The following is a 15,595-nucleotide window of genomic DNA, read 5'->3' on the forward strand; positions in this document are numbered from 1 at the left end:
GCTCCCACAAAGCATGGCGCGCGAGCACCCGTAGTACCGAGCCATGCTCGGCAGAGGCCTTCCCGGCAATCCATCAGGTTTTGTAGGAGCGGCATCAGCCGCGAAGCCGATAGTGAATCAGATTGCAGATATGGCCGAAGTTTCATTGCTGCCAGCTTCGCGGCTGACACCGCTCCCACAAGAGCAGGGCTCAGATCCATACCGCATTCCAATATGGATAGAAGCGCGGCGAGCTCACCAACCCGGCCCTCACCGGATTCATGATGATGTAGCGGGCTGTCGCCTTCAGATCCTGATCCTTGCGGACGGCCCGGTCGTGAAATCCCGGTGCCCATACGGGGCGGCTGATTGATTCTGGCAAGCTGCGTGCCGTGTTGGATTTGATGCTCCGCACCAATGAGCTGAGACTGTTGCAATCACCCAGCTGGGCCAGGCCATGCCAATGATCTGGCATCAATACCCAGGCCAGTAGTCGTGCATCACGCCAAAGCTGGGGGTGATACAGGGCTTGGGCGATGCGAGATGCCAGTTGGAAGTCCAGAAACAGTGGCTGACGAGCTAGCGTAGTGAAGGTGAGCAGGTATACGTGGCCGGGTAGGGATATCCGGCCTGTGCGGAGGGTTTTGGATACTGGCTTTGGGTTGATTGCTGGAAGCGCCATCAACGCAGGATGGCGCTGCGGTTTCCCAAGTGTTGTCAGCGCAATGATCGTTTGCGGATGGGCGGATGGATCGTCAGCTTCGCGGTTTACACCGCTCCCACAAAAGTAGTCTGCCTTGTGGGAGCGGCGTCAGCCGCGAAGCAAGAAATGCTTCAGATCCTCGGCGGCTCTCAGGCATAAGCATCCAGCAACCCGCGCATACGCAGGTTGTGGCTGCTGGTGGTCGGCAGGTCGGTGCCATCCTGTTGGCTTCCAGCCGCCAAACCGCTGCCGGCCTCGCCCTTGTCGTTCTGCTGTTGCGACATGGACTGCTGGCCTACATCGGCGTGGCTCAGCTGCAGGCCTTGTTCGCCCAGCATTTCGCGCAGGCGCGGCAGGCTGCTTTCCAAGGCGTGGCGGACGTCGGCGTGGGCACTGCTGAAGCTGGCGTGGACGCGGTCGCCGTCCAGCTGCAGCTTCACATCGATCTCGCCCATGTTGTCCGGGTTGATGCGGATATGTGCGTGGCCGATCTTCTGCTCCGCCAGCCAGCCGACGCGGGCACCGATGGCCTCATCAAAGTCGCCGGCATTCAGATCCGGGGTCGGGGTAGGTGCGGTGATGCTGCTGGTTGCTGTGCTGCCCCGTACCTCCTGCAAAGCCTGGTTGTGCAGCAAGGACGCAAACGTAGTCGGCGCTGGCGTATCAACGTCGAGGTTGAGATCGCCCGCTTCGTCGTTTGCCGCAGCCATGGTCACTGGCAGCGGTAGTTCTGCTGCGACGTCGTCGGCGTTGAGCGTGGCCGGCGGAAGCGCAGCGGCGATAGCTGAAGCAGCAAGTAGCCCCGGTGCGGCGGGTGTGGCCTGCGCAGGCTGATTGGTGGCAGCCATGGCTGCTGGCAATTGCGGTGGCGGTTCCGCAGCCGGCGCGACCATTGCCGACAGGCCGAACGGCGGCCAAGGCGCATCGTCGGCCGTTGCCTGGATGTCGGGCTTGTCGTGGTCGCTGGGGCTGTTGTCAGCAGCGGCGGTTTGCTCAGTGCCAGTCTCGGTGGTGCTGTCGTCACCACGCGCTTCATTGGCCGGTTTGGCCTCATTGTTGGATGGCTTGCTGGCGGTAGGTTTCTGCGTTGCTGGCTTGCTGTTGAGCATTGCGTCAAAGCCGTTGTCGCTGGCCTTGTCGGTGCTGCTGCCGCGCGCAGCGCTGTTGCTGTCGACGCTGCCAGCTCCGGAAAGCGCCGAAGAAAGCACGTTCATTGGCCTTCTCCTTCGTTCTCGGCTTTCTTCAAGCGCGCGCGGCGTGCACCGATATCATCCATCTCGCGTTGATCACGGCGATCGGCGACCTGTTTTTCCTGTGCGCGGTAGCTGGCAGCCAGCTGTTCCAGTACGGCCTTGTCGCGGCTGGCCAGCAGCAGGCGTGCGCGCTCGGCATCAACGCGTTCTTGGTTGCTGTCCACGGTCTTGCTCTGCGCTTCCACCGCGTTGTCGAGGCGGTCGAGGAAGGCGCGGCGGTTGAGCAGCTGCGCGGCGCTGGTGGTGGCCAGCTGTGCGTTGGCGTACTCATCGGCGTACTGGCGCAACTCGGACAGGCGTGACTGATGCAGGTCCAAGGCTTGCTGGCGTTCGGCCAGGGCTTTGGCGACTTCATCTTCGCGGTCCTGCGCGTGGCGCAGCAGCGGGTCCAGGCGACGGCTAGGGCTCATGCGGGCGTCTCACTATCTACCAGTTGGTGCAATGCACTGAGGCTGTGGCTCAGGTCGGCGGCGTTGTGCACGTCCTGGCCAAGGAATTCCATGATCTCCGGCCAGCGATCCAATGCTTCGTCGGTGAGCGGGTCGTTACCGCGCTGATAGGCGCCGATGGCGATCAGGTCGCGATTGGCGGTGTAGGCCGATACCAGCTGCTTGAGCTTGCGGATACGCGCGCGCCAGACGTCATCGGCGATGTCCTGGACCACGCGGCTGACCGAGGATTCGACGTCGATGGCTGGGTACAGGCCGCTGTCGGCAACGCGCCGCGAGAGCAGGATGTGGCCGTCGAGGATGGCGCGGGCGGCGTCGGCAATCGGGTCCTGCGGATCGTCGCCTTCGGTGAGTACGGTGTAGAAAGCAGTGATCGAGCCACGACCTTTTGCGCCATTGCCAGCGCGCTCAACCAGCGCCGGCAGTTTGGCGAATACCGATGGCGGGTAACCACGGGTGGTGGGCGGCTCGCCGACCGACAGGCCAATCTCGCGCTGCGCCTGCGCAAAGCGGGTCAGCGAATCCATCAGCAGCAGCACGTTCAATCCCTGGTCGCGGAACCACTCGGCGATGGCGGTGGCCCGGTAGGCACCGTGCAGACGCGCAAGCGGTGGCCGGTCGGCCGGGCTGGCGACCACCACCGCGCGGCGCAGGCCTTCCTCGCCCAGCGTGGATTCGACGAAGTCACGCACTTCGCGACCACGTTCACCGATCAGGCCAACCACGATCACGTCGGCGGCGGTGAAGCGGGTCATCATGCCCAGCAGCGTCGATTTACCGACGCCGGAGCCAGCGAACAGGCCGACACGCTGGCCGCGACCAATCGGCAGCAGCGAATTGATCGCACGCACGCCGACATCCAATGGCTGGGTAATGGGCTCGCGTGCCAGCGGGTTGATCGATACGCCGGCCATGCTGACCACGCCCTCAGCGCGGATCGGGCCCTTGCCGTCCAGAGGAATTCCATCGGAATCGATGACGCGGCCAAGCAGGCCTTCGCCAACTTCGACGCCGCCACGGCGGTAAGAGGGCACGACGCGGGCGTTGGGCAGCAAGCCATGCAGTTCGGCGCTGGGCATCAGATAGGTGCGGTCGCCGGAGAAGCCGACAACCTCGGCATCGACCCAGCCGCCATCGATGATCTCGACCTTGCAGCTTGCACCCATCGGCGCTTCGCAGCCGACTGCTTCAAGGGTGAGGCCAACGGCGCGGCGCAGGATGCCTTCGCGTACGAGGCCGTGGCCGCCGCCGGCATCGAGCGATATGCCATCCAGGCGCGCGGCCAGGCGCAGATTGCGCGCGGCAGCCCAGTCGGCGGCAGCGGGCGAGGGTGATGCGCTCATTGCGTGGCTCCGGCGCGACGCAGTACGGTGGCCAGCGCAGCGCGCAGGCGCGCATCAAGAGTGCCGTCGACACGCACGGCCTCGGCGTGCACGCGCAGGTCGCCGCGGCTGAGGCTGTGGTCGGGCACCAGACGCTGCCCGGCGGGCAGTGTCAGCAGATTACTGATCGCAGCAATGTCGTCAGGGTGCAGGCGCACTTCCACGTCGCGGTTGGTGCCGCTGACGGTATCCAGTGCTTCATCGATCAGATCCTTCAGCAGCGAAGGATCAGCTTCGTAAGCACGGCTGATCAGCGCACCGGCAATGCGTACCGACAGTTCACCGAGTGCGCCAACCACTTCATTTTCCAGTCGCACCAGCGGCCGGCTGAAGTTGTCCAGAATGCCTTCGATCTGTGCGGTCAGGCGCCGCACTTCGGCCTGGCCCTGCGCGTAACCTTCGGCATGGCCTTGCTGGAAGCCTTCTTCCTGCGCGGCATCGCGGATCGCCTGGATCTCGTCCAGGGTCGGTGGCTGCAGCGGCGGCGGTGTCGGCTCGGCAACGATGGTTTCCAACGAGGCCAGATCGAAATCATCCGTCACCAACGGCGCAGCAGGTGCGTTGAGATCCGGGGCGTGCCAGCGCACGGCATTGTTCACAGCATCGCCTCCGCAGCACCGCCCAGAGTGATGGTGCCTTCATCGCCCATGCGCTTGACGATGGCGAGGATTTCGCGCTGCGCGCCTTCCACATCGGACAGGCGCACCGGACCACGGGCTTCCATATCTTCAAGTAGGATTTCCGCGGCGCGCTGCGACATGTTGCGGGTGATCTTGTCGCGTACCTTGATGTCGGCACCGCGCAGCGCCAGACCCAGGCGTTCGCCGCTGACTTCGCGCAATACCAGCTGCATTTCGCGGTCGTCCAGATCCACCAGATCGTCGAAGACGAACATCAGGTCCTGGATACGGCTGCCCAGCGGCGAATCGATGCGGGCGATTTCGGTCAGAATGACCTGGTCTTGCCCGCCGTCCATGAAGTTGAGGATGTTGGCAGCACACTGCACGCCACCGATGTTCGACGACTTCAGGTTCTGGTTGCCGGCGAACTGGCGTTCCATGATTTCGTTGAGTTCGTTCAGCGCATTCGGCGGAATACCGTCGAGGGTGGCGATGCGCAGCAGCACGTCGACGCGGGTACGCTCGGGCAGCAGCTTCAAGGCTTCGGCGGCCTGGTCGGTTTCCAGATGGGCCATGACGATGGCGATGATCTGCGGGTGCTCGTTGCGGACCAGATCGGCGACCGCACGCGGGTCCATCCACTTCAGCGCATCCAGGCCGGTGGTGTTGCGGCCGAGCAGGATGCGGTCGATCAGGTTGCTGGCTTTCTCATTGCCCAGCGCCTGCACCAGCATGTTGCGGATGTAGTCGTCCGAGCCGACGCTCAGCGAGGTCTTGTTGCCCAGCTCGGCGCCGAAGTCATCCATCACCTTCTGCACCTGTTCGCGGGTGACATCGGTGAGCGTGGCCATGGCGATGCCGATCTTCTGTACTTCCTTTGGTTCCATGTGACGCAGCACCTCGGCCGCGTCGGTTTCGCCGAGCGACAGCAGCAGTACGGCGGCACGTTGCACGCCGGTCATCGGCATTGCATCAGTCATTTGACACCCATCCCTTCACTACCTGGGCAACCCGCTTGGAGTCGGTCTTCACTGCTTCGCGGGCCATGCGCAGGCGCTCTTCATAGGCGTCCACCGGCAATGCCAGTGCTGGCTTGCCATCAAGGTGCAGGCGGTCGGCGGCCAGTGCTGGCATCTCGGTGCCATCATCCAGCACCTGGACGTCGGCGTTGAGCGGTTCTTCAGGACCAGACAGCGCCTTGGGCGTGCCGGTGATCTGGCGCAGGGCTGGGCGCAGGACGCCGAACAACAGGGCCAGTACCACGATGGCGCCAAGCACCAGACGCAGCGCGTCGCGCACCTGCGGGTTCTCCCACCACTTGGGAGCTTCGACCGGCGTCACTTCACGTACGAACGGAGCATTCATCACCGACACGGTGTCGCCGCGTTCGGCATTGAAGCCGACGGCCTGCTTCACGAGTGCTTCGACACGAGTCAGTTCGGCGGCGCTGAGCGGCTGGTCGGTCTGCTTGCCGTTGGCACCAGCACGCGGCACGTGGTCTACCAGCACTGCAACCGAGACGCGATTGACCCGGCCCGGCGGCTGGCGGGTGTGCTGCAGGGTGCGGTCCAGCTCGTAGTTGCGGGTGGCGTTCTTGGAGGTTTCGGTCGGCGTAGCCGCAGTGGCCGGTGGTGCCGCAGCGGCGCCCGGCGGGGTGTTGCTGGTGGCGCCGGGAATGCCCTGCGGGCCGGCGGTGGCGCTGGTGTTTTCGCTGATCTGTTCGCTGCGCACCTTCTGCGGCTCGCCGTTGTACAGCTCGCGGGCTTCCTCGGTGACCGAGAAATCCATGTCCACGCTGACTTCCGGATTGACCCGGCCGGCGCCGGTCATCGGCTCCAGCAGTTCGCGGATGCGCTGGTTGTAGGAGCCTTCCAGACGGCGTACCTGATCGAACTGGGCGGCGTTGAGCGCGGCTTCGCTGTTGGGATCGGCGATGGTGAGCATGCGCCCGCTCTGGTCGACCACGGTGACGCGTTCGGGGGCCAGATCGGGAATGCTGGAAGCGACCATGTGCACGATGGCGTCGACCTGGTTGCGCTCCAGCTGCTGGCCGCCGCGCAACTCCAGCACCACCGAGGCGCTGGCGACGTCGCGCTGGCGGGTGAAGGCACTGGGCTTGGGAATGGCCAGGTGCACGCGCGCATCGCGGACCGGGCGCAGGCTGCTGATGGTGCGCACCAGCTCGGTTTCCAGCGCATGCTGGTAGCGCGCGGTTTCGACGAACTGGCTGACGCCGAAGCCGGGGTCGCGTTCCATCATTTCAAAGCCGAGGCGGCCGCTTTCGGTCAGGCCGGATCCGGCCAGCTTCAGCCGTGCATCGTGCACGTTCTTTTCCGGCACGCTGATCGCACCGGTGGTGGCGTCCAGCTCGAACGGAATCTGCGCCGAGCGCAGCAGGTCGGTGGCCTCGGCGGTCGCCTTCTGATCCAGTCCGGTATACAGCGGCATCATCTGCGGCTTCTGCGCCCAGAAGAACACGAACAAGCCGGCCGCCACCGCGACCGTGATCATTGCCATCAAGCCAAGACGGCGGGTGATCTGCAGGCTCTGCAGACGATCGAACCAGGCGCCAGCCCGTTCCGGATTCAGTGATTCTCTGGACAGCGCGAGTGCCATGCGTGCGGATCCTTACAGCGGCATGTTCATCACGTCCTGGTAAGCCTGGACGAGACGGTTACGGACTTCCACGGTGGCGCGGAACGCCAGCGAGGACTGTTGGGAGGCGACCATGACCTTGGCCAGGTCGGCACTGGCATCGCCGCGCTCGAAAGCAGCGGCCAGCTGCCCGGACTTCTGCTGGGCCTCGTTGACGCCCTGGATGGCGCCCTGCAAAGCCTGGCTGAACGAAGGTGCGGCAACGGCGTTGCCTTCAGCCAGCCCCTGGATCGCGTTGCTGCGCGGCACATCGCCGATGGGCGCGGTTTGCCCCACCTGGTTCTGCAGCGTGCGGATCTGGGAGAGAACAGAGGTGATGGAGTGGGACATCGTGCGGGGTTCCGGGCAACGTGTGGGGGAGCTGATGGGACAGCTGCAAGTTGCGTGCCGGAACCGTGAAGGCCTTGATGTTCGTGAATGCGTCGCGCTGACGTGCCGCGTGTGCCGGAAATCCGACGCACGCGGCAGTATCCAGAAGGCAAGCTGCAAACCGGAGGGCCAAACAAAACGGCCGCCGGAGAACCGGCGGCCGTCGAGGAGACTGGCGATAAGCGCGGAGGTCAGGGCAGCCAGGCTGCGCGCCATTCATCCAGGCCAGGACCTTCCAGCATCCAGTCGCGATGAACGATCGACTTCAGTGCCTCGCCGGCGTGCCTGCGGGCAGTCGTGTCTGTCAGATGATCGCGGATGGCACCCACCCATTCGCGGTGCCGGTTACGCACACGGGTAACTGGCAGGGCAGGGTCCCGGTAAGGGCCGACATCGCTGCAGACCACCGGCACTGCGCAGGCACCGTACTCCAACAGGCGCAGGTTGCTCTTGCACTCGTTGAAACGGTTCTCTTCCAGCGGCGCAATGGCCAGGTCGAGCTGCAGCAACGCCAAAGCGCGCGGGTAGCGGGCGATATCCACGCCCGGATGAAACTCGGCGATATACGGACGCAAGCGATCCGGGCACATGCCGAAGAACACCCAGTCCACCTCCTGCGCCAATTCGCTGACGACATCGGCAATCATCTCCAGATCGCCGGTATGACCCAGGCCACCGGCCCAGCCAACCCGGGGACGTGGACTGTCCTCGCGACGGACCACGGGTAGCTGCTTCCACCAGCTCACCGGCAGCCGATTGGCGGCGATGCGGATATCCGGATGCAGGCCTGCAAATGCCTCGGCCATCGCCGGGGTGGAGACCACGAAACGGTCCACTAGGCCCATTGCCTTGCGCAGGCTACGCAGCACGTCACGCGGCATATGCTCACGGTGCGCGCTCTTGGCCGGCAGGTTGGGCAGATAGTCGTCCAGCTCGTAGATCTTGAGTGCGGACGAGTAGCGGCCCATGCGTTGGATCTTGTGCAGGTCATCCTCGCCGACGCGGCGCTGCAGGATCACCACGTCCGGATCAATACGCGCCTGTTCGACGGGGTCGAGTAGCGTTGCATAGAGCACGCCTTCGACATGGCCCTCCAACTTCAACGCTTCGAATGGTTGGATCACGCGATATTGGCCGCTGCCCCAGGGATCAGCGGGTTGCGCCAACACGCGTGGGATAGGCCGCCACGGCAGAGGCTTCCATGAGAATTCGGATTCGCCTAGACGGAAGCCGCCGGCAACATCCAGGCGCAGGCTGGGGTTGTAGGCGGGATCGTTGGCGAGCGCGGGTAGCCAGCGCTCGAGCAGGGCATCACCCGCGCTATCTTCTAGTAAGGCTGGTTCGATTGAATGCAGCAGCAGTGCATGCGGCGTCCATACAGTGAGGTAACCGTGTTCACGGGCGCGTAGACACAGGTCGACATCGGCAGCCTGGTCGGCGAAGGCCGCGTGATCGAAGCCATCGAGTTCGGTGAACAGCGTCTTGGCGATCAACAGACAGCTATCGGCAACGGCCGCATACTGCTGTGCTACGAGCAGACGATTCATATAGCCCGATGCATCCATGGCCGCGCCGGCAAATGCGTGGCCGCCACTGGATACCAGGCCCGGTACCAACCCTGCATGCGTGATCTTGCCATCGCCGGAGATGGTCTTGGCACCTACCACGCCAACTTCTGGGCGCAAGCCGTGGTTCAGCAGCTCGTCCAACCAATGTGATTGCAGTACCACCAATTCGGGACGCAGGAACAGCAGGAACTCCCCACTGGCCTGGGTAGCGGCGAGATTGCAGGCAGCGGTATATGGCAGCGGTGGATCGAAAGCGAACGCCTGCACCCGATCAGCTGCCAATGACTCGACCTGTTGCATCCACTGCCGCAACTCGTCCGCAGCCCCGTTGTCGACCAGCACAAGCTGATAGCCGGCATAGCCGGTCTTCTCAAGTATCGACACGACGCAGCGCTCCAGCGCGGCCAGCGTGGTGTCCTCGGACACGATCACCAGTAGCGAAACCGTTGGCTGCTGGCCGTGACCATAGTCGATGCGATACAAGCCGCCATCCATGGTTTGCGCAGTTGCGTCGGCATAGCCACGGGCGCGCAGGTGAGCGAGGATGGCGCGCTGCAGGGCCTGGCCATCAAACCGGGGAGGCTGGCAGGTCAGCAATGGCTCCGGCAGATGTGCGATGCCGTCGAAGCCGCCGGCATGGATTAGCCGCAGGATCAGATCCAGCTCTGCGGCATCACCGGCAGTGCGGTCGAAGCCGCCGATGTCGAATGCGGCCTTGCGCTGGAATATCCAATGCGAAGCGAGCATTGACGGGTTGCCCAGCAGCAGGTCCAGATTGAGGTCCGGACGCAGCATGGGTGCCAGCGAACCGTCCTGGTTACGGTACCAACCGTCGGCGAACAGTGCCCGGAGCTGCGGTTGCTCGGCAAGCCGTAGCCGCAGCTGCAAAACACCTCCCGCGGTGAACTCGTCGCCGCTGTCGGCCAGCAGCAGCCAGTCCGCCGCGGTGTCAGCGAGACTCTCATCCAGAATTGCTTCCAGTGAATCTCCCACCGAACCCAGCACCCGTACCTGAGGGTGCGCCACGGCAGCGCACATTGTCTCCACCGTGCCGCCCGTCAATACGACTATCTGCAAGCCTTCAGGCATGCCATCGTCGCCAATGAGGCTGGCGATACTGCGTTGAACACTCGCAGTATCGCCATCCGGGCTGCGCAGCAGCACGCAGAGCTTGGGGGGCGCCCCGACATCGTGCATGCGCCGTTCGCACAGGTGACGCTGCGCCGGCGTCGGCACGCGCACCGCGCGCCAGGTATCGATCACGTTTTCTGGTGTCTGCGCAGGGTAGATGCCGAGCTGCCTCAATCGCTCGGCACGGCCGTTGCGCACGATTTCGGCGTCCAGGTCCGAATGGCGAGCATAGATTTTCTGGTATAGGGCTGGGTAGTGCACGAATGCCTGCACGGAGCGGCGCTCATCGGGCTCGACCTGGACTTCTGCACGCATCCGCACCTGGACGGTTTCCTGGCGCACGTGGTTGAAAGGTACACGCGCAGCCAGGCGCAACAGGAAGTCCCAGTCCTCCAATCCCTGCAGGCGTTCGTCGAAGCCGCCGACCTCAGCGGCAAGCGCACGTGGCCAAGCGAACGTATTGATCGGGATGTAGTTGTCTACCGACAAACGTTCGTACGAATAGTGAGCGTGCGGGTAACGCCGCTCTTCGGCCAGTACCTGGCGGGTACTGCCGTGGATGCGCTCGGTAACAAACAACGCGTCGCTGTAGACCACTTCGTCCGGATGAGTGCGCAGCGCATCGGCAAGCGTCTGCAGGTGATTGGGCAAATACAGATCATCATCGTCCAGGTAGACCAGATAACGACCGCGTGCCAGCCGATGGGCGGCATTACGGGCAGCGGCCGGACCGCCGTTACGGCCTTGCCGCAGGTAGGTCAGCGGCAAACGGTGCGCGCCGAGCAGGTGCTCGACCGACTCGCCGCAGTCGTTGACCAGCACCACTTCGAAGTCAGTGAACGTTTGCGCGTGAAGACTTGCCAGTGCTTGGGCGAGCAGGACGGGGCGGTTCCAGGTGGTAACAATGACGGAAAAGAAGGGAGCATCATGTTCGGCCGCGAGCGCCTCCATGCGTTCTATCATCTGCCGCGCGCGTTCACCCAAGGGCGAAGCGCGCTCGCTGGGGTACAGCGACAGGCGTCGCTCGATGTGCTCGGCGACGTCGTACTCGCGGCCACGGAGGCGATCCTGTGTGCCGCGCTCGAAGACGCCTTCGATGATGGTCAGGTGGTCGGCCAACGGTGCGCTGGAAGCATAAAACTGGCTGGAATGCTGCTCGCCGTGCCAGCGGTAGCTGACTCCCGGTGTATTGACATAGACGAAGTCGGGATACTGCTCGGCCATCTGCAGGACCATTTCCCAGTCGCCTGCTCCGTGAATCCTGCCCGGGCGCCATGTTCTGCGGAAGGCTTCACGTTGGTAGATGACGGCGGAGGGCGTCATGTAGCAATCGTGGACCAGCAGGTCGGCGACTTCGTTGCGCCCACCAATGTAACTGGCATCCCGGTATCCGGGATGGAGCGGCTGGGACAGCGCGTTCCCTTGGCTGTCGATCCAGCGAATACCGGAGTAGCCGACGGCCACATGCGGCTGGTCTTGCAGGGTGGACAGCAGGCGCGTCAGGTGACCTGGATTGAGGTGGTCGTCGGCGGATAAAAAAGTGAAGTAGCGCCCTTGGGCGATCCAGAGGCCGCTCCTCCAGTTGTGGCCAGCGCCACAGTTGTCGCGGCTACGCATGTAGCGCACGCGTGGCTCGCCGCCAAATGCGGCCATGACTTCGGGAGTCGCGTCAGTGGACGCATTGTCCAGCACCAGGATCTCAATGTTGTCCACGCCTTGGTCGAGTACTGACTCGATACATTGGCGTAGATAGCGTCCGTGGTTGTAGGTTGGAATGATGACGCTCAACAACGGCGGCGCAATCCCGCGCACCGTCGCGGCATCCGCGGCGATGGCAGCCGTCAGTCCATTGATCCAGAAATCGGCCGAACGGAAATAGTTGTCCGGCCCGTACGCGGCGGCCGGTGCTTGCGGGTCGGTTCCGCCGCTTGCCGGCGCCAAGGGCTCAGCTTCATGCAGCCGGAAATCGATAACTGGACTTGTGTAAACCAGCCTTTCGTCGTTGAAGGGTTGGGCTGAAGGGAGAAACAATGTAGTGAAGGTGCTTTCGTCTACTACGGCGGCGCGCTCGGCGGCGCTGCGTACCAATAGATACCGGCGCAGCTCCGAAGGAACGGGCAAGTGAGGACTGGCCGGGCGTTCGAGTGCTATGAGAAGTACCGCATCGAATGCGGCGACACCTGCATCGGAAATACGTTCAAATCGCAGGCCGTTGCCCATGCCGTAGCGCGCCAGCGGTTCGAGCGGTAGCTGGGTACCCAGGGTTGCCCAGTCGGCATCTTCAATGAGAAACGGCTGTTGGTCGACTAGACTGAAGCCCGCGATTCCCACCTGCCAAGGCACTCCAAGGCAGCGCCCTCCTGCAACGGAAGTCCAATCCGTCCCACCAGCATTCGCGGCGCACGGTGTTTCATCTTGCTGGAGCTTGATTGTCATCAGCTTGACCTCGTGCCTGCCCATTGCCCCATGCTGTCGATGGCTTGATCGAGCGAAGTCCACACTTCCAGGCCCAATGTGCGTGCCTTGCTGATATCCGGCACGTAGAACGAACGTTCGCCACTGGGCTGTCCCAGAATCCGCACCGGTTTGTGCGGAGACAAACGGCTGCCAATCCGTACCGCCAAATCAGCGATGCTGACCGCCTCATCCGAACCAACGTTGTAGACCTCCCCGGACTTTCCCTTGACCAACAGGGACAGCAACCAGGCGGCCAGATCAGCGCCATGCAGATAGCTTCGAACGGCTTCTCCTGCGGAATTCAGCACGATCGCATCGCGGTACAAGGCATCACGGACGAAGTTGCCGATGGCGAAATGCGTGCTTAGCGGCAGGCCCGGGCCGGCGAAGGCGAAGCCACGCGTGTGCACGACGTCGAAGTCATGGCGGTCCGCATAAATCGCAGCCAGCATTTCCTGCATGCGCTTGCCTTCGCCGTAAGCGTTGCGCGCGTCATGGCTGGCACAGGCATTGGCGCTGGATTCCACCCAGCCCCCGTCCTGCGGCGCGTTGCCGTACTGTGCCCCGGAACCCGTCAGCAACACCCGGCTTACGCCGCTGCGCGCGGCTAGATCGAGCAACTGACGGGTGCCTTGGTAGAGCATGTCCAGCATCTTCAAGCGGTCGGACTGGCCGGCGGCCGAACTGTCTACGGCAGCGTGCAGCAGAAAATCGGCGCGCAGGTCGGTGACCGGCAAGTCACAGATGTCGGCGGTGAGCCAGTTCAGCCAACGCTGCTGGCTATAATAGGGCTCCTTCTTGAGGAAGCCGTCGGGATTGCGGCAGATCACGGTGACCTGCAGACACCATCCCTGCAAATTGAGCCAATCGCACAGCGCCAGCACCCATTTGCCGAAGAAGCCCGTGCCACCAGCGAGGACCAGGTGGCGGCCGCGCAATGCACCCAAATCCGGCATAAGTGAGGCAACCCGCTGTATATCCTGGCTGACCGTTCGATTACCCATGCTCATGCTGGGAGCCGGCGCCATCGTCGATGGTCCTGCTTCGGCACCTGACTGATGCACGGCTTGGCCGAACCATGCCAGTTGCGCGTCACTGAATGACTGCCCGGCATCAGCACTGCGCAGCAAGTCGCTCGCCAGCGTCAGCCCATGCTCGGAGATTGCATGGCCTGCCTTGCCTTCATCCATCACTCCCGCTGCCGGCGGCGGTAAATCCAGCGCCACGCGGCCCTCCGCATCAAGCCGTGGCTGCACGCCATTGCGCTGAAGGAAATCAAGATAGTCACGGTAGCGCTGCGGATACACCTGGCAGGCATCGCTGTAGTCAGCGTCTTCATAGAAGCGCCGCACGTCGATGCCACGGGCGCGGATGTCCTGCTCGCTGGTCCAAGGCAGGTGGTAGAACTCGCACACCTCGCGCACGCGCGCGTCCTGTGAGATGAAGTAGCTCGGTACACCGGCATTGATCGCCATCACTCCGCCGTGCAGGCGGGAGCCGTACATGAAATCCAGGTTCCGGCAGAATGCGTCCCACAGGCCATAGTGGGTGAAGTAGCGGATGCGGCGCTGTTGCAGCAGGCGGTTTACCTGGCCAAGTCCCTGATAGAGCTTTTGGCCCTTCTCCAAGTCTCGTTGCTCAAGCGTCTGCGGCCAGTACAGCAGTTTGGTCAGCAACGAGAAGTGTTGCTCGATGAAGTAGTGCCCTTGATCGGCGGCCACCTGCAGCATCGATCCAATCAGCGAGCTCTCGCCATAGGTATTGTTGGTGTAGCCCAGCGCGATTTCGCGTACATCCTCAAACGGCTTGCGCTGCAGCAGGTTTGCGTGCAGTTCCGGGCCGTTGACCATCAACGAAGCGCAGCCCACTGGCTCGACGTTCTTGATGCCCAGGTTACGGATCACCTGGGCTGAGTATTCGCCGCGCGCGCCGATGCTGACGCATTGCTCGGACAATGCCCGTAGGTAATCGACGATGTGCTCTGGCAGTTGTCGATGGAAATTACTGATGTAGTCGTTGCTATCGGTCATTACCGATTCGGCAGCGGATATCACCGGGATCTTCAGTCGTCGGATGAAGCGTGTAACCCGCCGATAGGTTTCGGCATCCCAGCCATTGTTCATGCCGGGACTTGTCAGTCGGCACGGCAGGAACAACATCAGACGCGAATAGCGCTCGTTGCAGGCTTCTGGCGACAGCTCGCCGAACATCCACACATCGAAATCAGCGCGGGCCGCACCAAGCAGGGTTGCCGGCACGGTATAGGCGAGGTCGCCTGCGTTGGGGCGCGACTGGATGGAGCGGTAACCGTCGAGGGTCTTCGGAATACCGGTCAGTTCGTCGTACAGGCCGATCAGTGACTTGCGCGTGGTCATGCGCACAGACCTGCCAAGCGCTCGGTTACTTGCGATGGCGTGGCCAGCGGTGTGGATGCTGCAGGGAAATCACCATAGCCCCAGTTTACCGGCCAGAATTCCACACCATTGGCGGCAGCAGCGCAGCCATCCTGCTCGGTATCGCCGATGTAGATGGCCGCCGTGGGCACGATGTCGAGTGCGCCCATCAGCGCACCTATCATTCCGGCTTTGTCAGCGTAGAGGCCCGGGTGAGAATCGTTGGCGTAGACAGCACCAAAGTGCCCGCTCCAGCCCAGCGCGTCGAGGATCTGCAGCGTCGGTCGCAGGCGCTTGTTGGTAGCGATGGACAGCACCAGGCCTTGCTCGCGTAGCGCCTGCAACACTTCCTCCCAGCCCGCATAGGCTGGCGTGGACAAGCAGGTCTGCCCGTCGTAGATCTCACGAAAGCTTGCGCTTAATGCATCCAGCAACACTGGATCGCTTTGTCCGCTCAAGGCTTCCAACGTCGGCCGTAGTGGTGGGCCGATCAGGCTGGAGTCGATGGCACGACACGGCGTCAGCGCGTGCGTCTGCAGCACCTTGGCGAAGGCCGCGAGCACGCTCGGTGCGGAGTCAACCAGGGTGCCGTCGAAATCGAACAGGATATGGGTTTTCATCAGATTGCTTCGGCGA

Annotated in this window: 11 protein-coding genes; all 11 read right to left on the reverse strand. The window is 63.2% G+C overall.

The features are described from left to right. Positions 1–190 precede the first annotated feature (190 nt). The gene (locus ACVOMB_RS14365; protein WP_481531801.1) at positions 191–661 is read right to left on the reverse strand and encodes an REP-associated tyrosine transposase; all 471 of its coding nucleotides are present in this window, start codon (positions 659–661) and stop codon (positions 191–193) included. Between the two features lie 170 nt (positions 662–831). Beyond that, positions 832–1,896 (reverse strand): flagellar hook-length control protein FliK, encoded by a 1,065-nt coding sequence (locus tag ACVOMB_RS14370; RefSeq protein WP_481531802.1) that lies wholly within the window; start codon positions 1,894–1,896, stop codon positions 832–834. After that, a complete protein-coding gene (fliJ, locus tag ACVOMB_RS14375) occupies positions 1,893–2,345 on the reverse strand; it encodes a flagellar export protein FliJ (protein WP_481531803.1) in 453 nt (150 codons plus the stop codon). The genes ACVOMB_RS14370 and fliJ overlap by 4 nt, the downstream gene beginning before the upstream one ends. After that, complete coding sequence (gene fliI / locus ACVOMB_RS14380) at positions 2,342–3,727, reverse strand: flagellar protein export ATPase FliI (protein WP_481531804.1); 1,386 nt, start codon at positions 3,725–3,727, stop codon at positions 2,342–2,344. The genes fliJ and fliI overlap by 4 nt, the downstream gene beginning before the upstream one ends. Further along, entirely contained in the window at positions 3,724–4,365 is a 642-nt protein-coding gene (locus tag ACVOMB_RS14385) for a FliH/SctL family protein (RefSeq protein ID WP_481531805.1), read from the reverse strand. Before ACVOMB_RS14385 ends, fliI begins: the two co-directional genes overlap by 4 nt. Beyond that, on the reverse strand, positions 4,362–5,348 hold the full coding sequence (gene fliG, locus ACVOMB_RS14390) for a flagellar motor switch protein FliG (protein WP_481510412.1): 987 nt from the start codon (positions 5,346–5,348) through the stop codon (positions 4,362–4,364). Before fliG ends, ACVOMB_RS14385 begins: the two co-directional genes overlap by 4 nt. A gap of 10 nt (positions 5,349–5,358) precedes the next feature. Next, complete coding sequence (fliF, locus tag ACVOMB_RS14395; RefSeq protein WP_481531806.1) at positions 5,359–7,002, reverse strand: flagellar basal-body MS-ring/collar protein FliF; 1,644 nt, start codon at positions 7,000–7,002, stop codon at positions 5,359–5,361. A 12-nt stretch (positions 7,003–7,014) separates the two neighbouring features. After that, positions 7,015–7,371 (reverse strand): flagellar hook-basal body complex protein FliE, encoded by a 357-nt coding sequence (fliE, locus tag ACVOMB_RS14400; RefSeq protein WP_481531807.1) that lies wholly within the window; start codon positions 7,369–7,371, stop codon positions 7,015–7,017. A 230-nt stretch (positions 7,372–7,601) separates the two neighbouring features. Continuing rightward, entirely contained in the window at positions 7,602–12,440 is a 4,839-nt protein-coding gene (locus tag ACVOMB_RS14405; protein WP_481531808.1) for a glycosyltransferase, read from the reverse strand. Between the two features lie 104 nt (positions 12,441–12,544). Continuing rightward, complete coding sequence (locus ACVOMB_RS14410) at positions 12,545–14,941, reverse strand: NAD-dependent epimerase/dehydratase family protein (RefSeq protein ID WP_481531809.1); 2,397 nt, start codon at positions 14,939–14,941, stop codon at positions 12,545–12,547. Next, the gene (locus ACVOMB_RS14415) at positions 14,938–15,579 is read right to left on the reverse strand and encodes an HAD family hydrolase (RefSeq protein WP_481531810.1); all 642 of its coding nucleotides are present in this window, start codon (positions 15,577–15,579) and stop codon (positions 14,938–14,940) included. Before ACVOMB_RS14415 ends, ACVOMB_RS14410 begins: the two co-directional genes overlap by 4 nt. Positions 15,580–15,595: the final 16 nt, after the last annotated feature.

It is taken from the genome of Stenotrophomonas sp. STEN018, assembly GCF_056760235.1.